This window comes from Nitrospirales bacterium, assembly GCA_031315865.1.
Classification (GTDB): Bacteria; Nitrospirota; Nitrospiria; order Nitrospirales; family UBA8639; genus JAGQKC01.
In genome coordinates, this window is record JALDRJ010000002.1 from 3,190,639 (window position 1) to 3,215,296 (window position 24,658).

Here is a 24,658-nt window from a genome sequence, read left to right on the forward strand (position 1 = left end):
AGCTCATGCTCTTTTGAGTAAAGAAGGAAACTTTTCACGATTGGGTAATTCTCGAAAAAACAAGCCTTCTGATGTCATGCCATGTTCATTCTGTGGCAAGCCACAGCGTGAAGGCAAAACATTGATTCAATCTCCAGCGAATCAGCCTTGCCCGCAATGCCAAACTCCGGGGCAGGTTTTTATCTGTCAAGATTGTGTGCAACATTGCGCAAGGTTTCTAGAGGGACAGCCTCATATACAAGAGCCAGTCGCAGCTCCAACAGAGCCGCTCCCAACGCCTCCTGAAATCAAAGCCGTCTTGGACCAATACGTCATCGGCCAAGAACGCGCGAAAAAAGTTCTTTCCGTCGCCGTCCATAATCATTATAAACGTGTGTTCAGCGGCCGTGACTTAACGCATGTGGAACTTGAAAAGGGAAATGTGATGCTCATTGGTGCGACTGGCACGGGGAAAACGCTCTTGGCGAAAAGCTTGGCGAACATTCTTCACGTACCCTTTGCTATCGCCGACGCTACGACCGTTACGGAAGCTGGTTATGTTGGAGAGGACGTCGAAAATGTCGTCCTCAAATTGTTGCAAGCCAGTGACTTTAACCTGGCCCGCGCTCAGATCGGTATTATTTATATCGACGAGATCGATAAAATTAGCCGGAAGTCCGAAAGTGCTTCGATTACACGGGATGTCTCAGGTGAAGGCGTCCAGCAAGCTCTTCTCAAGCTCGTAGAAGGCACGGTATGCAATATCCCTCCTAAAGGAGGACGGAAGCATCCTGAGCAAGAATTTTTACGAGTTGATACAGCGAATGTCCTGTTTATCTGTGGGGGCGCGTTTGTCGGACTGGACGAGTTTATCGCTCAACGTACTAACCAAAAAAGACTAGGTTTTGAAGCGGATTCCAACGCCAAAGATCCCAAGGCGGTTGACTCGTTAATGGATCGAGTGCGTCCAGAAGATTTGCTCAAATATGGGCTGATTCCCGAATTCGTGGGACGGTTTCCGATTCTCTCGACCCTTCAAGACCTGGATGTCGATGACATGGTGCGTGTGATGACAGAGCCCAAAAATGCCATCATCAAACAGTACCAGGCCTTATTCGAGTTGGAAGATGTCCATCTCAATTTCACACCAGAAGCCATTCGGGAAGTTGCCGAACAAGCCATTTCGATGAAAACAGGGGCACGGGCGCTACGCAGTATCCTGGAAGACCTCATGTTAGATCTGATGTATGACGTCCCGGCACTGAAAGGGGTAAAAGAAATCATCATCAATCATGACGTCGTAACGGGCAAGGCCAAGCCCCGGTTGCTCCGAAAATCCGCGTAATCATCCAGTCCAATCTGTTCAATTCTTCATGATCTTCTGAGAAAGATCACGATCGTCCTGCCGAAGATCATTTCTGTGCGTTAGCTGGTTCCACACACTTTCAGTCGTTCGGCATCGACGGTTCTTGTACTCTTGGCCATGAAGTCGTCATACCCCAGGAGGGTGTTTCATTATCACTACAGCTAGACGGCATACATGAACCTGTAGCGGTCTCAGACTGCACTCTTGCCATAATGAATTTTTATAGTATTTTTATGAAATGTTCATCGAGAGTTCTCAGGAAACCATGATTCGGGTTGGTCAGCTTCCTTCCTGCTCTGACCTTCAAGAGATAGGCCAAAACAATAGTCTCTGCTTTATTTTTTGAAGGTGCGCTCGCTTTTCCCGAGATTTCATAACATTTTCTCGAATAATATGAAATGCCTTTAGCAAAGGTTCCTCTATATCCTCATGACTTAGTACGCTTTCCCTGAAGTTGAAAATTTCATGAGATTCTATGAGCTAGGGTTTTCACTGAATTCATAAGCATACATAAGAAATCTACCCTTTCATTGTCACTCTTTATAAGACGTTAAAAACAAAGAGCTTTCATCCATTATTCCGTATCAATATTTAAGTATGTTACTTGCATTTGGTATACATCGTTCTTCTATTCAGAGATCTTACATGCTTCCTACACCATAGGTCCTTATACAGGTATGACATTATTACCTCCAGAGCTTCTCGACAGAATGGTTCTGTCAGAATTTGGCCCCTTCTACACTTTTTTTGAGTAGCAAATCTCCATCTTTTTCTAAGACATGCAAGCTAGACGTACGTTACTCATTCAAAGTCTCAAGGCCATAGATCTGATCTTGCTAGGCATTGCATTGGCTGCAGCCGTAGCCTTTTCGTATTCCTCTTCAGCAAACATTTCCTTTAGCCAATTCTTGTCTATTCGAGTCAAGATCGAAAACATCATTTTTGTGTGTGGCATGGCCATTCTGTGGCATGGAATTTTTTCTTTTTTTCAAATATACGAATCTCGTCGCCTTTCGACGTTAAAAAGTGAGTGCCTGGACCTGCTAAAGGCTGTCACTGTATCGACATTCGTTTTTGTGACGGCAGCCGTATTATTTCGAGTTGACATTATCGAACCATGGTTTGTTCTGGTGTTGTGGGGTGGGGGATTAAGCCTAGTACTGGGGAGTCGACTGTGCTTGAGGTTTATCTTGAGGCAAGCCAGATTAAATGGCCGGAATATCCGAAATATTTTGATTGTGGGGACCAATCCTCGAGCTGTCCAATTTGCTCTTGACATTCAAGCCAAGCCAGAGCTCGGTTATCATTTGGTCGGGTTTTTAGATGAGCCGTGGGATGGCATCAACACGTTTCAGCGAACTGGGTTTTCAATCGTGACAGACTTCGAAAATTTCCAGAGTTTTTTGCGATGTTTTATCATTGATGAAGTGATGATTGCTCTTCCAATTAAGTCATACTATGAACAGGCTGCTCAAATTGTGGCTCAGTGTGAAGAGCAGGGAGTCTTGATTCGTGTGTTGGGCAACATGTTTTCGCCAAAATTTGCCCATGAACGAGTCGAACATTTTGAAAAACATTCCCTCCTCACATTACAGCCTGGGGCCTTGGGCGATCACGCATTCGTTTTTAAACGTATCATCGATATTCTGGTCTCGTTGCCACTGTTAGTTTTTCTACTTCCTTTTTTCGCCATTATTGGGAGCCTGATTAAACTCTCAAGCAAGGGACCGGCTTTATTCGTCCAGGAAAGAATCGGTAGAAATAAACGAAAGTTTCGATTGTATAAATTCCGGACGATGGTTCCTGATGCGGAAAAAATGCTTGAAAATCTTATTCACCTCAATGAAGTCGAAGGGGCAGCTTTTAAGATAGAGGATGACCCGCGTCTGACCACGCTTGGCCGATGGCTTCGAAAAACCAGCATTGACGAACTTCCCCAACTCTGGAATGTCCTCAAGGGAGATATGAGCTTAGTTGGTCCTCGGCCCTTACCTGTCCGAGATTTTGAAGAATTTAAAGAAGACTGGCATCGTCGCCGTTTCAGTGTTCCACCGGGATTGACCTGTTTATGGCAAGTCAATGGACGCAGCCGTCTGTCGTTTGAGAAGTGGATGGAATTGGATATGCAATATATCGATCAATGGACGTTATGGCTCGACCTCAAAATTTTACTCAAGACCATTCCCGTTGTCTTACGAGGGACAGGCGCAGCCTAATGCCGCCAGTGATCTGAACTTTTCACGAAGGGTCAAGAATGGCAAAAATTGCATTTGTAACTGGCATTACAGGGCAGGATGGTTCCTATCTGGCGGAATTGCTGTTGGCAAAAGGATATGAAGTTCATGGGCTTATCAGACGGGCAAGTACGTTCAACACGAGTAGGATTGATCACATCTATCAAGACCCCCATCAACCTCAAGCTCGCCTTTTTTTGCATTATGGCGATCTCATCGATTCCAGTCAGTTGACGCATCTGATCTATAGCCTGCAACCCGATGAAATCTACCATCTTGGGGCGCAGAGTCATGTACGGGTGAGTTTTGACATACCAGAAAATACTGGTGATGTGACGGCGCTCGGAACCACGAGAATTTTGGAAGCCATTAAACGAAGTGGGGTGAAGTGCAAGTTTTATCAAGCTTCTTCAAGCGAAATGTTTGGCAATGCTGCTCCGCCGCAGGGAGAGCAGACAGTATTCTACCCCAGAAGCCCATATGGCGCGGCAAAAGTGTACGCCTATTGGATGACGGTCAACTTTCGGGAAGCCAGTCAATTATTCGCCTCTAACGGTATCTTGTTCAATCATGAATCCCCAAGGAGGGGAGAAACATTCGTGACTCGTAAAGTCACGCGAGCGGTTGCCAATATTGTCGCCGGTCGTCAGAAGGATCTGTATCTTGGTAACCGACAAGCCAGACGTGATTGGGGCTTTGCTCCTGAGTATGTGGAAGGCATGTATCGAATATTACAGGCCGATGTTTCGGACGATTTCGTTTTAGGATCGGGAGAAGCCCATACGGTGCAAGAACTCGTGGAAGAAGCCTTCGGCTACGTCGGATTGGACTGGCGAGACTTCGTCAAAGAAGACCCCAAATACATGAGACCGACGGAAGTCGACGTGCTCATCGCGAATCCGGCAAAAGCGAGGCAGCACCTCGCGTGGGAAACCCGGATTGGGTTTCCCGCATTAGTCCGTATTATGATCGATGCAGACATGAGAAAAATTGGACTGGCTCCCCAAGGCGAAGGTGATGCGATCATCAAAGAGAAATTTCCTGACAAATGGTGGAAGGGTGATTAACGATAGTAAAATCTTCGTCGCAGGTCATACTGGAATGGCGGGGTCTGCGATTGTCCGCAATCTGCAGGCCAAGGGGTTTTCCAATCTTCTCCTAAAAGACCATCTGTCGTTAGACCTAACTCGTCAATCTGACGTCGAAGAGTTTTTTTTCACAGAAAAACCGGACTACGTGTTTCTTGCCGCCGCAAAGGTTGGCGGAATTTTAGCGAATGCCACATATCCGGCCGAATTTATTTTTCAAAATCTGGCCATCGCGACACATGTCCTTGATGCGGCCTATCGAAGCGGCGTCCAACGTGTACTCTTCCTGGGCAGTTCCTGTATCTATCCCAAGCATTGTCCTCAGCCCATGCGCGAAGAATACCTGCTGAGCGGATACCTTGAACACACGAACGAGCCATACGCGATCGCAAAAATTGCTGGCATTAAGATTTGCGAAGCTTATAATAGGCAATATGGTACGAAATTCCTGAGTGTGATGCCGACGAATTTATACGGGGTAGGGGATAACTTTGACCTAGAAACGAGTCACGTATTACCAGCCCTCATTCGAAAGTTTCACGAGGGGCGCGAACATGGCCACGATGTGGTGGTGTGGGGCACCGGACGCGCCGAACGCGAACTATTGTTTGTTGATGATTGCGCTGAAGCCTGTGTGTTCTTAATGATGCTTCCTCACGAATCGTTCGATAATCTGCTATCCTATAAAGCTGGTCCTGTTATTAACATTGGAACGGGGAAAGGCATGACGATTCGCCAACTGGTCGAAATGATTCAGCGGATCATCGGGTTTCACGGTCAAGTTCAATGGGATTCGACAAAGCCTGATGGAACCATGAAGAAGGTTCTTGATGTCTCTCGGCTGCAAGGGTTAGGCTGGACGCCTCAAGTTTCCCTGGAAACAGGCATCAAGAAAACCTACGATTGGTATTGTCGATTCTCATCACAATATTCAGTCGAGGTTCCTGTCCTCCATCCTCACAGGTAAAGTGCCGCCCTAGCGAGAGTCCTTGGTGGGGAGGCTGTCGTCATTCACCATGTTGACGACGTGTTCCGAGGATCTTGGCAATAGGTTACGACCAAGGAAGGTTGTTCAGTCATGCATACCAGTGACCCCTGTTGGCCCAGAAAATTTGATCTCTTTGGCGTCTCGGTTAGCTCAACTCAGTATGATGAGGCGCTGGCAACCATCATTCAAGCGGCTCGAGAACGTCGATCGACCATTGTTGATCATATGCCCGTGCATGGCCTTATCGAGGCATCTCGAGACCCCGACCTCAGGCAGATGGTGAATCAGTTTGATATCGTCGCCCCAGACGGCCAACCCGTTCGCTGGGCCCTGAATCATTTTCATAAGGCACAGTTATCCGATCGCGTTTACGGTCCCGAGTTAATGTTACGGCTATGCCGACAAGCGAGTTTCGAGGGTATCGGGGTGTATCTGTTGGGCAGCACGGAAATCGTCCTGCATCAGTTGCGGACCAATCTTCTGAAACGCTTTCCACCACTACGCATTACCGGCTTCGAATCTCCACCGTTTCGTCCATTGACTCTTCAGGAAGATCAGGCTCTCGTCGATCGGGTTAATAAAAGTGGGGCCGGCTTGATATTTCTTGGACTCGGTTGTCCGAAGCAAGAAATTTTTGCCTATGATCATCGCAAACGCATTCATGGAGTTCAACTTTGCGTTGGCGCGGCATTTGACTTCATCGCAGGTTATAAACCAATGGCTCCTGGCTGGATGCAAAAGCATGGACTGGAATGGCTCTTTCGGCTCTGCAGCGAACCCCAGAGATTGTGGAAACGATATGTGATCACGAATACGATTTTTCTTCGTAAAGTCGCGCAGGCCATGCTTTTTGAAGGCAAGATCAGTTCGTAACATTGACAAAACGGTTTTTCGAGTTCGGACACTTCAGAGATGGAGGCTCACCCTCTAATCTCTTAGCGACAGGTTCTATCCATATTATTGAGGAGATCTCTCATGAAAGTCCTAAGTCTCGGTGGGGCAGGGTTTATCGGATCACATCTTACAGAACGTCTCTTACTTGAAGGGCATTCCGTTGTTGTCGTCGATTACTATGACGATAAAATCTCCGAACTGATCAATCATCCAGGCCTGACTCTTATCAATCAAGATATCAGAGAGCCGAACTGGGGGTTGGAAGAGCTTGTGAGTGACGCCGATGTCGTCATTGATTTAATCGCCTATGCGAACCCAGGGCTCTATGTCAAAATGCCATTAGAAGTGTTCGAGCTCAACTTCACAGAAAATCTCAAGATTGCCAAAGCCTGTAGAAAACTCCAGAGACGGCTCATTCAGTTCTCAACTTGTGAAGTTTATGGAAAGACGGTAGCGAGTTTTCTGAATGGTCACCTGGTGAATCCTGATGATCCGATCCATGCCACTTTTTCTGAAGATCATACAAACTTTATTCTTGGCCCCATAGGGAAACATCGCTGGATATACGCGTCAGCTAAACAATTATTAGAGCGTATTCTTCATGCCTATGGGATTGAAAATGGCTTCAACTACAGCATCATTCGTCCGTTTAACTTTATCGGTCCCAAAATTGATTATCTGCTCAATGAAACCGACGGAATCCCAAGAGTATTTTCGTTTTTCATGGATGCGCTGATCAATGGAGGACAAATGAAGCTGGTTGATGGAGGGACACACCGTCGTTGTTATACCTACATCGACGACGCCATAGAGGCCATTTACGCCATTGTCCTCAACCCTAACGATGTCTGTGATCGTCAGATTTTTAACATCGGATCCCCCAAAAACGAAATTTCCATACAAGAGTTGGCCGTCTCGATGCGAGATTTGTACGCCAATGAATTTTCGGATAAGCCATCAAAGCTCCCCGAAATCGTCACCGTCTCATCAGAAGAATTTTACGGAGTGGGATACGAGGATTCAGATCGTCGTATTCCCGACATTTCCAAGGCGAAGGTCCTTCTTGGATGGGAACCCAAGTGGGATATTCATAATACACTTCGCGCGACGATGAGCTATTATGTCAAGGAATACCACATGCATTACGCGCTCAAACCATGGAAACATGATCTCATGCAGAAAGCTTTAAGCGTGAAAGATTAGACATCTTTCAACTAAGAAATCATCATCGTTTCAGGTACAGCATACATGTTTAACCCGACGCATCAACCTCCGAGAACGGAGGCCCTTTGTGTTCGATGGCCTCTTGGCAAAGTCCTTTAACGCGCTGAGCAGTGCTTTCCCAGCTGTATCCTTCTTCTTCAAGAATTTCCTGAGCGGCTATCCCTAGCTGTTCTCGAAGATGAGAATTTTTCGCAAGGATAACCAAGTTATCCGCTAAGACTTGAGCATTGCCAGGTGGGACAAGAATGCCTCCGCGACCATAGTGAAGCATTTCTGCGATACGTTCGAGTCGTGAGGCAATGATGGCCACTCCCGTTGACATGTAATCAAGGATCTTGACGGGATCGAAATAAAATGGCTCGATGTGAAGAAAAGGGGCAACAGCAATATCTGCAAACCGAACATGGTCAAGCATCTTATGGCGAGGGAGCCAGCCGAGAAAACGCACAATATCCTCGAGGCCGAGGATCCGTGTTAACTGTTTATCACCGTGAAACGTCTGCCCATCACCGATGAGTTCGAGAGTAAGGTCAGGGATGTGTTGTTTTACTAAGGCAACAGCTTCTAATAATATTCTGACTCCATGCCATGAATAGAAACTGCCGACAAACACGATTGTGAGATTTGATGAATGGCATGAAGGGTCTTTCACTCGTTGAGGAAGGATCTCAACACCATATGGGATAAAAGAAATCCGTTCCGGAGTGATTCCCTCTCTTTCTAATATCTTGACCATGGGTTTAGAAACGACGCGAATCAATGAAGCATATTTCCATTGTAATTGTTCGTACTTTTGTAGAATCCTGGATTGCTTCCATCCTCGAAACGTACGTTCAAGGTAGTGAGGGGAGTGGACTTCCAGGATGATTGGCCGACAAAGCGTATGTCCAATGAGCCATGGAGCCCAATCACAATAGGAGACACGCCCATAGATAACATCTGGCGGATGAGACTTGAATTGTTTTGCCCACAGGCCAAGACGGAAGCTATACCACAGCCCACGGGCGATGCTCATAAATTCAATGAAAACATGTTGAAGCCAGTTTGGACTGTAACTTTTGAAGAACCGGGAAAGTTGCCTATTCTGACCTGAACGGGAGCACGTCGGTGAAGCCTGATGGATGGAATACTCAGGGTAGGTGGTAACTTCGACCCCGAGTCCTCGAAGTTCATCCACGAACTTTCGCCCCCAGGTACCCTGTTCACTATTCGGACGAGTCAAATGTGGATTAAGGTAGAGAATATGTAAATGATTACCGTGCATCAGCTCAAAACGCTCGGATTGTCATGATGCGAGTAAGAATGGAGTAATTCGGACAATTGATGATAATGGCATGAATTCCGAAGCCGACACATCTTAGAGATTCCAAACTTTTGCAACAATATATACCAACATGATTCTCGTGACAAAACTTCTTATGAAACAATATGCTTCGTTCAATCTATCCTCCCTTACGATAGTCAATGGTCTTGGGAAGATTAAATACTGGTTCACAAAGATTTCCTGTGGCCTCTTGGACCAAGGATTTTTTGTCCTGTCCAATGTCCTGTTGAATGTGTTTCTTTTGCGTTGGCTCTCGCCATCTGACTATGCTTCATTTACCATCGCGTTTGCCGTATTCCTTCTCATTGCCGGTTTTTATAATTCACTCATCCTTGAACCAATGAGTGTGCTTGGACCATCACACTATGGATCACACTTGCCTGAATATGTCTTTGTGCTTCTCAGACTCCATGTAACGTTAACACTAACGCTCTCCAGCATACTCGGCTTTTCCGCTCTTGCATTTTTCATCGTTGGTAGCCAATTGGCCTCTACACTTTTATGGTTAGCGGCAACGACTCCCTTCATCTTATGTGTTTGGTTCACGCGTCGAGTCGGCTACCTGTTTTTAATGCCTGTTTGGTCACTCATCGCCAGCAGTGTCTATTGTGTCACACTGCTGACCGGAGTCTTGGGGCTCTTTCTTCACACAACGATCATTCCTGGCGCCGTGCTGTTGACCATGGGATGTGCCAGTATTACGGCTTCCTGCATTGTCGGGGTTTTGATTTTTAATACCTACGCTACCCAACTGAATCATGCTCCACATTTGCGACCTCAAGCCGTATGGACACGTCATATCGAATATGGAAGGTGGACAATTGGATCCACGATCGCCTTGTGGATCGGTGCCAATGCCTATATCCCGGTGATCGCTTTATTTTTGGGAAACCCTCAGGTCGCTGGCTTTCGAGCCATCCAAAGTCTCATTTCGCCGATGAATCAATGTCTGGCAACCTTTAGTCACGTTCTTCTTCCTTATATCTCGAGACGGTGTTCCGAGATTGGAAGAAAAGAGGTGAAAGAGGGGGCGAGAGACCTGTTTTTGTTAAATTTCTGCGTTGCGTCCCTCTTCTTATTGCTACTTTCGAATTACGGTTCATATATCTTGCCACTCCTTAGTGGACAAAGTTTCTATGTCGAGTACCTTTGGCTTCTACCATATTTTATCTTAACTGGGTTTTTAGGAATATTTGTACAATCCAGCGTCGTGCTCCTCATGGCCATACAACGGCCTGATCTGATCTTTTTAGGAAGAAGCACTGGAGCTCTTGTCAGTTTGATCTGTAGTCTTCTCCTAGGTTGGCATTACGGTATGGCAGGGATTGCGATGAGCATGACCATTGGCTCGATCGCTGAAGGGATCGTTCTCTATTTGGTGAAGCATCATGAACCTCAATCTTTCAGACCTGTACTGTGGGATAACGTGACTTCGTATTTCAATCGATTCACGATATTGATAAAACCGAAAATGCTTTTAGCCGCAATGGTCTGTCGGAGTTGGCCATAATCTAAAACGATTCTTGACTGTCCTCTCAGAGGTAGCCAAAACTCCTATAGCCGTTAGAAATTCATGCGTCTAGAAGGTGGTCCAATTAATGTTCCTCCTGTCTTACAAAGTCTGCCGAACTAATGGTGATATGTCATGAATTCGCAAGAAGAAAAAATACGCGTAGCATGGCAGCATCCTATTATTCCAAACTATCGAGTGCCATATCTGGAAAAGCTCGCCAACGTTCCTGATGTCGAAGTGACATCGTTTCATGGACAAGGACTGGATGGGTATACGACGAAATCTGTTGGCTCCATTCCATCCGTCAAGAATATTCTGGTAAAAAACCGGTATTGGGCCTTCGGTCGTGGTCGAATATTCTGGCAATCCGCCGTGCGCAAAATCATAAAAGGAAAATTTGATGTCATTGTTTGTGAGGAGGTTATTCACAATGCCTCAGTTTGGATGTTATGGCTCTTTGCTCAAATAACCAATACGCCACTAGTGCTCCATGGTTTTGGATATCGACCGGTATCCGGCATGTCATATCACCGTAAAACACAACCAAGTCTCCGGCAACATTTTATCGATCGATTGAGATTTTTCATGATTAAACGTGCAAGTGCCATTGCGGTTTATACGGAAAAGGGGAAGGAAGCATGCATCCAAGAAGGTATTCAATCTCATAAGATCTTTGTCACGAAGAATACCTATGATACAGAATATCTTATGGGTTTGGAGCAGAGTGTCACGTCCCAAGAGCTTGATTCGATTACCCAGAAACTGAACCTAACAGATCGCTTTGTTCTTATCTTCGTGGGGCGACTCAACCCCTTGAAACGAGTCTCTCTTCTGATTGACGTCATGCGAAAACTTGATAAGAGTTCACTCCAAGCATCTCTCCTGGTTGTTGGAGAAGGCATTGAATATCAACCGTTGGTCAAACAGTCACAGGGATTAGCACATGTCCATTTTTTGGGTGGAATCCATGAACCGATTGAATTGGCCAAACTGTTCATGATCTCGCACGCATTAGTCATCCCTGGGTTACCCGGCCTGACATGTGTACATGGATTTTGTTATGGAGTTCCTACCATCACGACGGCGCCGGTTAATCTTAGGTGGCCGGAATGTCCAGAACTGGATTACATTCGACATGGAGTGAATGGATACTTTGTCGCAAAACCGGACTGTCAATTGTTCTGTGATGCCATTATGTACCTCGCCGATGACAAACAACGTTTACAGAAATTTAGTACAGGGGCGAGGGAAACCGCTAAATCATTGCCGCTGAGGGAAACGGTGGCACAGTTTCGTAAAGCTGTGAAGTTCGCATTCAATGGAATACAGAACAAGGCTCTCGTTTCATAAAGTTTTGCATACCGATCGTTTTATTTTCCCAATGTAGCAGGCAGGAGATCTGGACGGTGTGATGGCATCGGTCAACGATGGCAAAAGCCTATTCGAACGAATGACATATTCAATCAAATAGTCTCTACATCTTGTTCTCAGCCTTCATCACTGAATCTATGAGAGTCGCCCAGGATGACCAGAGAAAACTAACACGCATGTTTTCTCAGCTCTCCCAGCCTGTATAGCAATGGTAGGAGATTCGACTGATCGTCGAATCCAATTCGACGACATCCTATAAGACGCCAGCTCAATGCCCATTCGCCGGACGTATGCTGATACACGACAGGAAGATGGTGTGATACAAACACGGTATCAGATTTACTGAAGAGGCGTGGATTCATTTCATCACAGCCACGATATGCCTTCCGCATGACGACACTTCATTTTTTTGAACATTCACTCCGGTTTTTCAATGTGAGCAAGACGGTTCCACTCACGAAAGAAATATTTTCAGTGCTGCGTGCAGGTGGAATTGTCATGGTATTACAAATTATCGGTCTAGGGTTGGCGTTTCTTAGCCAGATTTTCTTTGCTCGCTGGATGGGAGTGCATGAATATGGTGTCTATACCTATGTGCTGGCATGGGCAATTTTGTTTTCCGTTCCTGCTGCTGCCGGCCTACCGTTAACAAGTATTCGGTACATTGCTGATGGGTTGGTACATGCCAATTTTGATGCTGTGACTGGGATTGTCAAGTGGAGTGTCTGGCTCACGATCAGTATCGGAATTGTCATAACGGCAACGGCTACCGGGATTATCTATGGGCTGAATATCGGTTACGATTTAGCGTATCCCATTCAACTCAGCATTGCGTTTGCGATCGTCCCCCTACTGGCTCTTCTTCGAGTGCAATCGGGAATTTTTCGTGGATTTGGGTGGCCGGCATGGGCTCACCTTCCTGATCCGGTTTTGAGAAACTTTTTTTTAATTTGTATTTTTTTCTTGGTGTGGGCTCAAGGAATGACGTTGACAGCGCAACTGGCGTTGGTGATTACCGTGGGAGTTTTTGTGGTCCTGAATGCTCTCCAAATGGTGATCTATAGACAAAATGTGCCTTCAGCCGTCTTGCACGCGACCCCGTCGTACGAGCCAAGAAAATGGTTAAAAACATCTTTACCCCTTTTACTGGTCGCTGGATTTCAAGTGATTGTAGAACGAACCGATCTGATCATGCTTGGGATGTTGCAGGACACACAAGATGTCTCAGTGTACTTTGCATGCTCAAGAGTCGCCAATCTGATTTTAATCGTCTTGACGGCTTTCAGCGTGCTTTCTGCTTCAAAAATTGCGGCACTCTTCAGTGTCAAAAAGCTTCATGAACTTCAAATATTTGTCATGAGCCTTTTGCGATGGATCTTTTGGCCATCGCTCGGAGTGGGGATGTTCCTCATCATATTCGGAACGCAGATCCTCTCGCTATTTGGTGATGCTTTTGTGACAGGATACGACATTCTTCTTCTATTAATCGCCTGTCAGTTTATTAACGCCATAGTCGGTCCCGTACTTCTCCTCCTGAACATGACCGGTCAGGAGCGACAATCGGCAAAAGTGTTTGCTTGGAGTTGCCTGCTCAATATCGTGTTGAATGGATTGCTCATACCGAAATTCTCAGCTATCGGTGCTGCTATCGCCACGGGAATAACGATCGTCTTTTGGAACATTTGGCTCGTGATCATCGTAAAGAAGCAATTAGGAATAGTGTGTTTTCCCTTCAACCCTTTTGTTAATCCTTTAGGAAAGTCTCAATGATGGGTACTGATGCAAAGGTTTTGTATATTGCGGGGTACGGACGTAGCGGGAGCACGTTGCTAGAGAGAATTCTAGGTCAGTTTGAAGGATTTTTTCCGGTCGGAGAATTAGAGACTATTTGGCACTATGGATTTGTGGATAACCATCTCTGTGCTTGTGGGCAATCCTTCTCTGATTGTGATTTTTGGCAATCTGTCGTGAAAGAAGGATTGCAGCCGGGGCACGACTTTGATCTTAACGAAATTGCCGCCATCAAAAAGTATTTGCGGTTTCGGCGAGTGCCTCAACTGAGCATGCCGTGCTTAACCACGACGAAGATGAGGAACGCTCTATCTCAGTATGCACGCTTACGAAGTAGGCTGTTATCGGCGATTCAAAAGGTTTCAGGAGCAAAAGTCATCATTGATTCATCTAAATCTCCCGTTGTGCTCTATGCGTTAAATGAGGTCGATCATATTGATTATCACGTCGTTCATCTCGTGCGAGACAGTCGGGGCGTAGCATTTTCCTGGCTACGAAAAAAACCAGCCCTCATTTCGAAAAACAAAGCTCACTATCTCAGCCGATTCAATGTCGCATCTTCTTCGTTGATTTGGAGTGAGTATAATCTTCTGATTGAGGCGTATGGTCAGTCTAAACGATTGCTAGGTCGTGTACGTTATGAAGATTTCATTGCTGATCCAAAAGGAGAGACGTTAAAGATTTTATCAGGCTTGGGAGAAAAACAAGGCGATTTAGAGTTTCTCGAACAAAGTTCAGTCGAATTTAAGACTTTTCATTCCCTCAACGGGAATCCCATGAGGTTTCAAAAGGGTAAAGTTCAACTTGCTCCAGATGAGGAATGGAAGCAGAAAATGCCTAAAGTGAAAAAAGCCATGGTAACAGCCATGACGTACCCATTGTTGGCACGTTACGGCTATCTAAAGCAATAATAGCCAGAGTAAAAGGAATATTCAGCAGAAAAATGACCTAAAACACATACCGGTCTGTTTAAGTTTGACATTCAACTGATCAAATTTCCATCGATCGAAGTTAACCAAAATTCTTCACGGTTGGTCGACCAGTATCTAATGTATACATTCTTATCTGCCCAAGGATTGCTGAGCCATTCATGATGAAACGAAGTATCAAGTCAGTGTTGGACCCAGTGCTGCCAGCCTTTTGTCTTGACACGATGAAGTATAAGGTTTTTGAAACTTTAAAGCCGCAACATTGGGGAGAGCAAAATGCCATATGGTCTGATCGATCGCTTGAGTCTCATGATCATTTGAAATAGTCAATATACCAATTAATGACCAGACTGAAGTGTACTCACAATACAAATCATAGTTTCAGCAACTTCAAGTAGACGTATTTTTAGCTGATGAAAACGGTTCAACGTTTTTCTTAATTAATGGCATTACGTGATTGTTTTCAGATGGCAAGACGATTATTGAGGCACTGGGACATACTCATTTTTGAAAATGATCATGGCAGCAGTATGAACTCCTTTGTTGCTACGGATCCTGTCGCTCTCCGTTCACTATCTCATGAGGGTGGCTTAACCCACAATCTTGGCAACCTGCTTTCTTTGACAGCCTATTCTTCACAACACTATGGCACATAGGCGGAAAGCAATCTGCGTTCTGTTTTCGCACTATGACCATTACTTGACCAGCAAATCCATGAGGAAGAGAGAAGGTCTGTTGGCTATTGGAGAGCCCGACCACTGACTTTGAGAATGATAGCTGATGTACCTTATCATTATTTTTCCACTAGTAATTAGTCTCATACTCGGTCTTTTGGTGCTTTCCGGTTCTCTTCCCATCATTGTTGGGGGTGGCATTGTACTCCCAATCATGTTGGGCTTATTGATCTATTGTTTCCCAGCTATTCTGGACAATGTCAAAGCCGTATGGAGACAACTTCAATGGTGGCATATTCTATGGCTTTTGGCGTTCTTTAGTGGATTTGTCTTTCGAGTCCGAGAGGCAGGGCTGGCAAGAGAAAATCCTCTAGATATCTGGGCTCTGTATCGTATCGTTCTCATGGGTCTCGTTGGAGTCATTCTGATTTATCAATTGGTCTTAAAGCGGTCTGAGTGGCTGTCTGGTATGTTCTATGGTTTAGTTGGGGTATTTGGTATTGCAGCGATATGGAACCTCGCATCAACGGTCTGGTCTGTGTATCCTGCTTGGACTTTTTACAAATCTGCGGAGTATTTTCTTGATGTCTCCCTATTGGCAGCTATTCTTTCGACTGTGAAAACCCCTGAAGAGTTCAAGAGTTTTTTGGATTGGACATGGATGCTTCTCGCGTTCTTAGCGGGGACCATTTTCCTCGGAGTCCTTCTCTGGCCAGAGGAATCAATCAAGAAAGATATTGGAATGTTTGGCGCTCGTCTCATTGGAGTCTTTCCGGCAGTTTCGGCCAATGGTGTGGGAGATTTAGGCGCAATCCTGGGATGCGTAAGTTTTGCCAGGCTTCTGTTGCGTAAGTCGAGCAGACTTTTCTTTTCCATGTTATTCGTGATCTCTATGATCTTGCTTCTTGCTTCTCAAACACGATCTTCATTGGGAGGGTTCATATTAGGTGCATTTTTGATCATGGTGCTGACAAAACGATTAGGGGTTATTTTCATCATTCCCATAGGTTTTGTCGTAGGTCTCCTGAGTACAGACATTGAGCAAGTCCTACTCCAGTACGTCTTGAGAGGGCAAGACACGGAGTTGTTGCTTTCGGGAACTGGTCGAGTAGGATGGTGGGAATATGCGTGGGAACGTTTTATCGAACAACCTTTTTCAGGGTATGGTGCCTATGCCGCCGGACGTTTTGCTGTGTTACAACAAGCTGGTCTTCAAGAAACTTCAACACTGCACAGTAGTTGGTTAGAAACATTGCTTGGCGTAGGAATTTTTGGAGTTATTTTATTATTACTAGTGCTAATCAGTACTTGGGTCGTTCTTTTGCAAGTTGTCTTTAGCCTGTCACATCACACGCTAGGATATCATTTAGCCATAGAATCCCTCGGAGTGCTTTCTGTTCTGTCAGTTCGCTCTTTCTTTGATTCTCTACTTATTTGGCATCCGGCTTTACCTTTTCTGGCAATCGTGGGACTGGCTGAAATGTTGCGAAGACAACAAAACGGTGTATTTCATGAAAATTTTGCTCGTCCATAACTTTTATCAGCAAAGAGGAGGTGAGGATCAGGCTTTTGAAGAAGAACGTCGACTCCTAAGAAATTATCGTCATCAAGTCATTGATTATACGCTTCACAATAATCAAGTCACGACATACAACAAACGAGAGCTTGTGCATGCTTTAATTTGGAATACGCAGTCTTATCGAGCGCTTCGGAATCTCATTTCCAATGAAAAACCTGACATCATGCATGTCCATAATACATTTCCATTGATATCACCGTCTGCCTACTATGCAGCTAACGCGGAAAAGGTTCCGGTGATTCAAACCCTTCACAATTTTCGGTTGTTGTGTCTCAATGCTACCTTCTTTCGCGAGAATAGGACTTGTGAGGATTGTATGGGAAAGTTATGGCCTTGGCCTGGGATACGACATGCCTGTTACCGCGATGGAAGAGGGCCAAGTAGCGGGGTAGCCACTATGTTAATCGTACATCGCTTATTACGGACCTGGCAAAGAAATGTGAACCTCTTTATTGCCTTGTCTGAGTTTGCAAAAAAAAGATTCGTTGCTGGCGGACTTGAGGAGAACAAAATTGTCGTCAAACCGAACTTCGTTGCCCCTGATCCTGGAACAGGGACAGGGGGCGGTAATTATGCCCTGTATGTTGGGCGCCTATCTCAAGAGAAGGGCATCGAAATGATGCTAGAGTCTTGGCAAAAATTGCAAGGACAACTCTGCCTCAAAATAGTCGGTGAAGGAACCCTAAGCCCAGTAGTGAAGAAAGCTACCGAATGTATTCCTTCCGTAGAGCATCTCGGATACCAATCACACGAAAATGTGCTACATCTTATGAAAGAGGCTCTTTTTTTGGTCTTCCCATCGGAATGCTACGAGAATTTCCCATTAACGATAGCTGAAGCCTACGCAGTGGGTCTACCAGTTGTCGCATGCAACAATGGAAGCATGTCTTCACTGGTCATAGACGGTCAGACAGGCTTACATTTTGAACTTGGGAACACAGATGACTTCCTCAAGAAGATAACTTGGATTTTAGAAAACCCGGGTGAATTGAGAAAAATGCGTATCTTGGCACGAAAAGAATATGTTGAGAAGTATATGGCCGAACAAAATCACGAAATACTCATGAATGTATACAAGCGTGTTGTGATGACAGAATAGGGCATACATTCTTCCTTCTGCCTATGGGAGAATGACAAATTTCCCATCGAGATCCTGCTGTTCGTCTTTCCATTCCGATGCCGTCATAACTTTGTTTAACCAATGAAACTTATTCAGTTCATCATGACTGAAGAACATATAGATATTGTGAGAAAATTGGTTATTACGGCTTGTAAAAAATGAAAGATCTGAATCTAATACCCGAAGACCGGTTTTCCCAGGGCTTAGAATTTGAATATTATCATGGACAAAGAAGTTCTCTATGTCTCTGGGTCCAAAATGCCCATCACCACGGTTTGTCTGTACAGCCAGAATTCCATATGCATTTCTCGTTAAAATATTACCAACAATTTCAACATCTGGAGACCCGGTCACTAAAATTCCAGCGCCATTATGCCCCAGGCGTTCGCCAAATCCGTTCCCTTCTACGATGTTACCTTTGATGACGGCATGATAACTCGCCGAGTGACGAATGCCGGCTCCCTCGTTGAATGCGACACGATTGGCTTCAATATGAGTTGAACGATTTTCTGGATTGGTATAAAGCCCAGGGCCTGTATTGTGATGGATATCATTGCCGATGATGTTCAGCATATTTGTCCATACGAAACGAGCTCCCCCACTTTCCCAATCCCATGCAAATCCTTGAGTATTGTTGTTAGCAATCTCATTACCAATGACTTGAATATTGCGACCACTCCCTCCGACTCCTAGTTGACCATTGTGATGAATGTTATTCTTGAGGACTTTTGTGAAATTGCCGACTCGAATGCCGATTCCATGGTTCAAGCGGATCTCGTTTTCTTGAATCGTCCAGCCATCGGCTAATGGGCCAGAGTGACCGACCCGAGAGTGAACCGCTCCTTCTTGGGCTGGATTGGCGTACTTTTCGATGATGAGCCCTGAGATAAAGACATTTTGAGCCATACCCTCAAACGCATGTCGAATTATACTGGCCTCGACTCTTCGGTTTTTGGGATTATCGGCAAGGTAGATCTTGTCAGCGTCATAGTCGAAAAACCACTTACCAACTTCAAGGTCGGCAAGCTTACTAACTTGAACCAAAGGAACATTATCCAAGAATAGATCCTCGGGATGACGACAGCTCGCTCCAGATAGTTCCAATTGCTCATCACAGAGACCAAACGTTGGTCCTTGTTGAATCTGATTGTCGGCAATCCAGTACTGACCTTGCTGAGTAAAATTTTCGAGCTCTCGTGCCCCAGACAGTATCGAACCAACCTCGCCAATAAACTTATTTCCATTCTTTGGCCGAATGTGCTGTAAACGGTGAATACCGGCTTTCAAAGTAAAGGCAGTACCTTCCGGCTGACTGTCCACAATAGTCTGAATATTGGATCCCGGCGATATTTCGATACGGGAAGAAGTTGGCAAGGGAACCAACTCCATATCAGGAGGATTCCAGAGTGTCGTTGATGAGTCAAGAGAAGGAAAACGGATAAAATTACTCGCGACGTCTTGCCCGAAATTTTGCCATTGCGCTATCGTGTAATTGATGCTTAACCTTTTAAACACGCCCTGATACTTTCCATAGAGTACATACGTATTATTCTCAAATCTATTATTTCGTTCGTTGACATACGCGGGATCTGAATTGGTCACGCCAATTCCAGTCTGGCCTTCTGCCATTAAGATAACATTGTCGTGGACATGAGCATTCTTCAACTCACGAGGACCAAACTTTCCTTCGATTCTTGTATGATCTTGAATGAGCCCAATCCCATCAGCATTATTAAGGACCTGGTTTCCATAAATCTCGACGTTGGGGGAAGATGAAACGAGGATTCCTGATCCAACATGCCAGATGCTATCCCCAAAGCCGTTCCCTTCTACAAGATTGTTCCTGATAATTGCATGATAACTGGCTTCGTGAAAGATACCCTGCGTTTTGTTCGCTAATACGTGATTATCCTCATATAACGTATTGAGGTTATCGACATCACTCCACAGTCCCGGACCAAAATTATGATGAACAAAGTTCTGACGAACAACCAGGTCAATAGTCGTCACAAATTTTGTCCCGCCACCAATATGCCAATGAAATCCTTGGATGTTGTTGTGCGCAATTTCATTTCCTTCAATCACCACGTTCGAACCTGAACCTCCGATTCCCAATTGTCCATTATGATGGACAACATTATTACGCACGTGCATGTCTTCACCTAATCGTATGCCTATGGCATGATTCCATCGAATTTCATTGTTTTCGACAATCCAGCCACGACTACGCAAACCGGCATGTCCGGTTTGTCCATGAATGGCCCCTTCTTGTCCTGGTGATGCATATTTCTCGATGATCAGACCTTGAATCAGAACATTCTGGGCGCTACCTTGAAACGCGTGAGGGAGCACACTCGCCTCAACTTTACGATTCGTCGGGTTATCTGCCATAAAGATGGTGTCAGTGGCATAATCAAAATACCATGTTCCCGGCGTTACTTCAGAGAGGCTGGTTACTTGTGTCAAAAGGACGTCATCGAAAAAAAGATCTTCTGGAAGCATACAGTTGTTGACTGGTGGTTGAATGCGTTGCGTTTCGCACCGCCCAAATCGCTTCCCTTGTTGCTGTTGATTTTCCACGACCCAGTAAGGTCCTCGCTGGCCAAATACTGTGAGTAATCGTGCTCCAGAAAGAATGGTTCCGGCTTCGCCGATAAACGTATTGTTCGTTTTTGGAGTCACGCTTTGCAAACGATAGACGCCTTTCGTCAGAATAAACGTCGTGTATGCAGAATGACCGTCGACCAGCGCTTGAATGTCGTCAGTAGGAGTGACGGTGACAGTGGTCGTGGGCTGAATCTCCTGGCTTAATACAGGTCGCGCAACAAGCAGAGTCAAAGAGATGAAAACACAGAATACGAGTGTGGCACAAACTGTATGAGATCTCATAGAAGAATCCTTTCGGAATGGCTATACATTCACAATTAAAGGAACAGTTATCGCGCGGACGTCAACGTACGCTTCTTGTTTGATTCAACTTCGTTTTTTCTGAGAGATGCCGTCAACAAGCACGGCCTTGAGCACAGGCATCCCCAACAGGCTCTCAATTAAAATTAAGAGAAGTCAGATGAACGTAACGAGGCCAAATGAAGTAGGAAATATGAAATCTGGAATATGGAGAAAAAGGAAGATAGGAAGAATAAAGACATAATTTTTAGCACATCTGGCACACACATTGTGTTTGCGAAAATTTTCAACTTATGCCATTCGAATACGTCGCGAATCAGGATTCATACTATCGAAATCAATCTGAAAAATGATTAGCCATTGAAGACTAGGAGGTCAGATGTATGATTCATGGAAATCGTTTATAGCCGTTTTAAATAACTTCCGTATAGTTCAACGTCGTACAGCGCTGAGTTTGTCATATTTATCGATTGGAACGTATTTGGATTCGCCATAAATGCTCGAAGTTGTCAATTTACTGGAGAATTGGGCAACTGGACAGGTTCTTTTGTCGTTTTGGTCATCGTTCCGGATACATCTTGGCCAAAATTCTGCCATTCTTTAAATGTATGGCGCGCATTCATCCATCTGAAACTTTTTGGCTCCTGGCTTTCCACGATGTAGGTGTTGTTCGTAAATCGGTTATTTTTTTTTGTATAGTACTGAAGATCACGAGTTTTCACGTCAAATCCCGTCTCGCCTTCTTTCATGACGATATTGTTATGATGAACGTGTAAATTCTTCACTTCGTAGTATCCGTATCGTCCATGACCTCGTTCAGTTTGTATCGCTCCAATTCCGTCGGCATTGTGCCGCACGGTGTTACCATAAACCTCAACTTCGGAAGAACAGGAAACAAGAATACCAGCGCCATTGAGCCATACCGAATTATCAAAACCATTTTCTTCAACCACATTGTTTCGAATAACAGCAGAGTAGCTGATCTCATGAAAAATCCCGGTCGATCGATTGAGCCGTACAGTATTATTTTCGTAAAGCGTGTTAATGTTGTTAATATCAGTCCACAATCCTGGGCCAAAGTTATGGTGAACATGATTATGACGAACGATTAAATTCTTTGTCCAAACGAACTTCGTGCCTCCTCCGGTATGCCAATGATATCCCATACTATTGTTGTATGAAATTTCATTATTTGCGATAACAATATCCGTCCCATTTCCCCCAACTCCATACTGTCCATTATGATGAATACGATTATTCATGACTTGACTCCCATCTCCGACACGTATCCCCATGGCATGATTGAATCTGATCTCATTATTTTCAATAAGCCAATTCTTCCCTAAAGGTCCGCTGTGACCCATACGGCCATGGATCGCACCTTCTTGAGTAGGAGTCGCATACTTTTCAATAACCAGTCCTCGAATGACCACATTCGACGCGTTGCCTTCAAACGCATAAGGAGTCACACTCGTTTCGACTTTGTGGCCGTGAGGGTCGTCCATGAGGTAAATTTTGTCTGACTCATAATCAAAATACCATTTTGTTGGGCTGAGGTCAGTCAATTGGCTCACTTGCGTAAGCGGTATATCATCAATGAACAGATCTTCTGGGAACATGCAGGTATCAACAGGCATCGCAACATGTATGTGCTCACATCGACCTGTTGCCCCTCCTTGTTGGGTTTGCCCTATTACAGTCCAATATTTTCCTTCTTTGACAAATTCAGTCAACAAGCGTGCGCCTGACAATATAGTTCCATTTTCTCCGACAAAGGTATGACGACTTTTAGGGACAATTTGTTGCAGGCGATGTATACCCGTCTTCAACAAAAAAGTCGTGTTGCCACCATACTGGTCAACCAGATATTGAATATTTCCCCCCGGATGAACCTGGATAACATTGGCATGAGGGGGTTGAGAAGTAGCATCGGCTGTCAAAGAGGCAATATTGGCTCGTTGATTACCCGAAACGGTTATCAGTTCTTGTCTGGCAGAGTGCCCAAGGACGTGCTCTGCAGCCACAAAGTACGAATAGGCAGCTAAGCAGCCGAGTACGACCGCCGTGTAAATTAACACTCTTCTCATGAACATGTGCATAGGCCGCATTGGACACCAGATTTCAGGAACTGCATGATCAACATGCTCCTGCGAAGTATCAACTGAACGACGCTAGGAACAAGAAACAATCCGTTGATTGTCTGCATGGCGTGCGTTTTCGACCTTTCTCATCATTCGAATGTATTGGTTATGCGATAAGTATTCTAGAATCTTGTCGATGCAGACCTCAGGGGATTCCTTATCTGTCATCACCACAATTTCCGGGTTTTCTGGCGGTTCGTACGGATCGGACACGCCCGTGAAATTCGTAATTTCTCCTCGCTGAGCTTTCGCGTAATGTCCCTTCACATCACGTTTTATGCAGACGTCAATCGGGCATTGCACATACACTTCGACAAAACGCCCTATTTCGTCTCGCGCTTCTCGTCTCAGTTTTTGATAGGGTGAAATGGCCGCAGTAATCGTGACACCTCCTATCCTGGTTAAAAGTTTGGCGACATATGCAATGCGCCGGATGTTTTCATCGCGATCAGGCTTTGAAAATCCCAAACCTTTTGTCAGCCGTCTCCGAACCTCGTCGCCATCTAAAATTTCCGTAGGATACTGTAGATTCACGAATCGTTGATACAGCATTTGTGCCAATGTGCTCTTTCCAGAACACGGTAATCCCGTAAACCAGACTGTAAACCCTTCCGTGCCCATAGTTCCTCCATACATTAGAGCCACCGGTATGCCCAACCGGGAATATAGTGACGTTGCTTGTTAAAAGCGACTCCAAGAACCCGTCCACCTCGCCTGATAATCCGATCCTTGAGCGTAAGAATAATCGGGGATCGTGTTTTTTCAGCTTCCACAACCATCACAACGCCATCCACCGCAGCACTCAGAGCCAAACTATCCACAGATGAGCCAAGCGGCGGAGAATCGATGAGTATAAGATCAAACTGTTTTCGAAGGAATTCCCAGATTCGCCGATAGTCCGTATGACTCGTGGAAACATGTAGATTCGACTGTCTGTTGTCGGCGAAACGAGATAGAGAGATTCGCGTTTGCTCCACTCGTGTGATGACTGAGTCCATTGAACCGCCATTCTGCATGAGACTTTGCAATGGTTCTCTTGGATGAACTCCGAATGCTTGATGCTGAGAGGAAGAAGGCTGGAAATCCACATCGATTAATAAGACTGACTTGCCATATTGTTTGGCGATAACTTTGCCATATTCCCGAAGAATGCTCGACGTTCCCACACCCGAATGACTGCCGATAAACTGCAGAATATTGCTCTGCGTATCGGGCAGCAGAGATGTAATCGATTGATGAAGTTGGAGCATTTCCGGCTCCATTGACAGGCCGGCGTTGCCATAATCCAACACCGGTTCCTCCTCAGCAAGAGTCCGGACGACAGGGGGAAGAGTATCCTCCTTTTTCTCAAGAGGCTTTTCAACGAACAACGGGGGTACTAGTCTCTCTCGACTTTTGGAATCCTGCTCCGTATAGGCATATTGTAAGGCTTCATACATTTTGCTCATGTAACAAACCCTTCGTTCACGACAGACTACATACAATACGGACCAATTGGTTCTCGCATTGCTATCGCGTCATCATCCTGACGGCGAT

General features: G+C 45.2%; 17 protein-coding genes. 12 read left to right on the top strand and 5 right to left on the bottom strand.

Translation table 11 applies throughout. From position 1 onward, the window contains the following. The first annotated feature begins 76 nt into the window (after positions 1 to 76). The 6 genes from clpX to MRJ96_14585 all read left to right on the top strand — a co-directional run bounded on the left by clpX (position 77) and on the right by MRJ96_14585 (position 7,752). Positions 77 to 1,324, top strand: coding sequence for an ATP-dependent Clp protease ATP-binding subunit ClpX (gene clpX / locus MRJ96_14560; GenBank protein MDR4502663.1), 1,248 nt, complete (start codon positions 77 to 79; stop codon positions 1,322 to 1,324). Positions 1,325 to 2,124: 800 nt separating this feature from the next. Then, complete coding sequence (locus MRJ96_14565; protein MDR4502664.1) at positions 2,125 to 3,561, top strand: sugar transferase; 1,437 nt, start codon at positions 2,125 to 2,127, stop codon at positions 3,559 to 3,561. A 38-nt stretch (positions 3,562 to 3,599) separates the two neighbouring features. Then, positions 3,600 to 4,646 carry a GDP-mannose 4,6-dehydratase gene (gene gmd / locus MRJ96_14570; GenBank protein ID MDR4502665.1) on the top strand — a complete coding sequence of 349 codons (1,047 nt, stop codon included), beginning with the start codon at positions 3,600 to 3,602 and terminating at the stop codon, positions 4,644 to 4,646. Next, complete coding sequence (locus MRJ96_14575) at positions 4,642 to 5,634, top strand: GDP-L-fucose synthase (GenBank protein ID MDR4502666.1); 993 nt, start codon at positions 4,642 to 4,644, stop codon at positions 5,632 to 5,634. Before gmd ends, MRJ96_14575 begins: the two co-directional genes overlap by 5 nt. A gap of 111 nt (positions 5,635 to 5,745) precedes the next feature. After that, positions 5,746 to 6,528 carry a WecB/TagA/CpsF family glycosyltransferase gene (locus MRJ96_14580; protein MDR4502667.1) on the top strand — a complete coding sequence of 261 codons (783 nt, stop codon included), beginning with the start codon at positions 5,746 to 5,748 and terminating at the stop codon, positions 6,526 to 6,528. A 102-nt stretch (positions 6,529 to 6,630) separates the two neighbouring features. Next, on the top strand, positions 6,631 to 7,752 hold the full coding sequence (locus MRJ96_14585; GenBank protein MDR4502668.1) for a bifunctional UDP-4-keto-pentose/UDP-xylose synthase: 1,122 nt from the start codon (positions 6,631 to 6,633) through the stop codon (positions 7,750 to 7,752). Between the two features lie 49 nt (positions 7,753 to 7,801). Here MRJ96_14585 and MRJ96_14590 read toward each other — a convergent pair whose 3' ends face one another. Next, positions 7,802 to 9,037, bottom strand: coding sequence for a glycosyltransferase family 4 protein (locus MRJ96_14590; GenBank protein ID MDR4502669.1), 1,236 nt, complete (start codon positions 9,035 to 9,037; stop codon positions 7,802 to 7,804). Between the two features lie 139 nt (positions 9,038 to 9,176). On the opposite strand from MRJ96_14590, the gene MRJ96_14595 reads away from it, so the two are divergent. The 6 genes from MRJ96_14595 (at position 9,177) to MRJ96_14620 (ending at position 18,053) form a co-directional block, all read left to right on the top strand. Beyond that, positions 9,177 to 10,607, top strand: coding sequence for a hypothetical protein (locus tag MRJ96_14595; protein MDR4502670.1), 1,431 nt, complete (start codon positions 9,177 to 9,179; stop codon positions 10,605 to 10,607). 135 nt (positions 10,608 to 10,742) lie between these two features. Continuing rightward, the gene (locus tag MRJ96_14600; protein ID MDR4502671.1) at positions 10,743 to 11,960 is read left to right on the top strand and encodes a glycosyltransferase; all 1,218 of its coding nucleotides are present in this window, start codon (positions 10,743 to 10,745) and stop codon (positions 11,958 to 11,960) included. Positions 11,961 to 12,371: 411 nt separating this feature from the next. Next, complete coding sequence (locus tag MRJ96_14605; GenBank protein ID MDR4502672.1) at positions 12,372 to 13,751, top strand: polysaccharide biosynthesis C-terminal domain-containing protein; 1,380 nt, start codon at positions 12,372 to 12,374, stop codon at positions 13,749 to 13,751. Continuing rightward, positions 13,748 to 14,683, top strand: coding sequence for a sulfotransferase (locus tag MRJ96_14610; GenBank protein ID MDR4502673.1), 936 nt, complete (start codon positions 13,748 to 13,750; stop codon positions 14,681 to 14,683). Before MRJ96_14605 ends, MRJ96_14610 begins: the two co-directional genes overlap by 4 nt. 798 nt (positions 14,684 to 15,481) lie before the next feature. After that, positions 15,482 to 16,909, top strand: a complete 1,428-nt coding sequence (locus MRJ96_14615; protein ID MDR4502674.1) for an O-antigen ligase family protein — start codon at positions 15,482 to 15,484, stop codon at positions 16,907 to 16,909. Then, positions 16,887 to 18,053: a glycosyltransferase gene (locus MRJ96_14620; GenBank protein MDR4502675.1), complete on the top strand. Its 1,167-nt coding sequence runs from the start codon at positions 16,887 to 16,889 to the stop codon at positions 18,051 to 18,053. The genes MRJ96_14615 and MRJ96_14620 overlap by 23 nt, the downstream gene beginning before the upstream one ends. 21 nt (positions 18,054 to 18,074) lie before the next feature. Here MRJ96_14620 and MRJ96_14625 read toward each other — a convergent pair whose 3' ends face one another. From MRJ96_14625 to MRJ96_14640, 4 genes are all read right to left on the bottom strand, one after another. Next, a complete protein-coding gene (locus tag MRJ96_14625) occupies positions 18,075 to 20,963 on the bottom strand; it encodes a right-handed parallel beta-helix repeat-containing protein (GenBank protein MDR4502676.1) in 2,889 nt (962 codons plus the stop codon). 527 nt (positions 20,964 to 21,490) lie between these two features. Then, a complete protein-coding gene (locus MRJ96_14630) occupies positions 21,491 to 23,059 on the bottom strand; it encodes a right-handed parallel beta-helix repeat-containing protein (protein ID MDR4502677.1) in 1,569 nt (522 codons plus the stop codon). A 93-nt stretch (positions 23,060 to 23,152) separates the two neighbouring features. Next, positions 23,153 to 23,743: an adenylyl-sulfate kinase gene (gene cysC / locus MRJ96_14635; GenBank protein MDR4502678.1), complete on the bottom strand. Its 591-nt coding sequence runs from the start codon at positions 23,741 to 23,743 to the stop codon at positions 23,153 to 23,155. Between the two features lie 14 nt (positions 23,744 to 23,757). After that, the gene (locus MRJ96_14640; GenBank protein ID MDR4502679.1) at positions 23,758 to 24,570 is read right to left on the bottom strand and encodes a CpsD/CapB family tyrosine-protein kinase; all 813 of its coding nucleotides are present in this window, start codon (positions 24,568 to 24,570) and stop codon (positions 23,758 to 23,760) included. Between the last annotated feature and the right edge of the window lie 88 nt (positions 24,571 to 24,658).

What these genes read in the sequence shown, in the direction of transcription:
- clpX (MDR4502663.1), top strand. Translation starts at nt 77, where the DNA reads ATGCCATGTTCATTCTGTGGCAAGCCACAGCGTGAAGGCAAAACATTG.
- gmd (MDR4502665.1), top strand. Translation starts at nt 3,600, where the DNA reads ATGGCAAAAATTGCATTTGTAACTGGCATTACAGGGCAGGATGGTTCC.
- MRJ96_14590 (MDR4502669.1), bottom strand. Translation starts at nt 9,037, where the DNA reads ATGCACGGTAATCATTTACATATTCTCTACCTTAATCCACATTTGACT.
- MRJ96_14625 (MDR4502676.1), bottom strand. Translation starts at nt 20,963, where the DNA reads ATGAGATCTCATACAGTTTGTGCCACACTCGTATTCTGTGTTTTCATC.
- MRJ96_14585 (MDR4502668.1), top strand. Translation starts at nt 6,631, where the DNA reads ATGAAAGTCCTAAGTCTCGGTGGGGCAGGGTTTATCGGATCACATCTT.
- MRJ96_14615 (MDR4502674.1), top strand. Translation starts at nt 15,482, where the DNA reads ATGTACCTTATCATTATTTTTCCACTAGTAATTAGTCTCATACTCGGT.
- MRJ96_14640 (MDR4502679.1), bottom strand. Translation starts at nt 24,570, where the DNA reads ATGAGCAAAATGTATGAAGCCTTACAATATGCCTATACGGAGCAGGAT.
- MRJ96_14600 (MDR4502671.1), top strand. Translation starts at nt 10,743, where the DNA reads ATGAATTCGCAAGAAGAAAAAATACGCGTAGCATGGCAGCATCCTATT.
- cysC (MDR4502678.1), bottom strand. Translation starts at nt 23,743, where the DNA reads ATGGGCACGGAAGGGTTTACAGTCTGGTTTACGGGATTACCGTGTTCT.
- MRJ96_14610 (MDR4502673.1), top strand. Translation starts at nt 13,748, where the DNA reads ATGATGGGTACTGATGCAAAGGTTTTGTATATTGCGGGGTACGGACGT.
- MRJ96_14605 (MDR4502672.1), top strand. Translation starts at nt 12,372, where the DNA reads ATGACGACACTTCATTTTTTTGAACATTCACTCCGGTTTTTCAATGTG.
- MRJ96_14580 (MDR4502667.1), top strand. Translation starts at nt 5,746, where the DNA reads ATGCATACCAGTGACCCCTGTTGGCCCAGAAAATTTGATCTCTTTGGC.
- MRJ96_14620 (MDR4502675.1), top strand. Translation starts at nt 16,887, where the DNA reads ATGAAAATTTTGCTCGTCCATAACTTTTATCAGCAAAGAGGAGGTGAG.
- MRJ96_14565 (MDR4502664.1), top strand. Translation starts at nt 2,125, where the DNA reads ATGCAAGCTAGACGTACGTTACTCATTCAAAGTCTCAAGGCCATAGAT.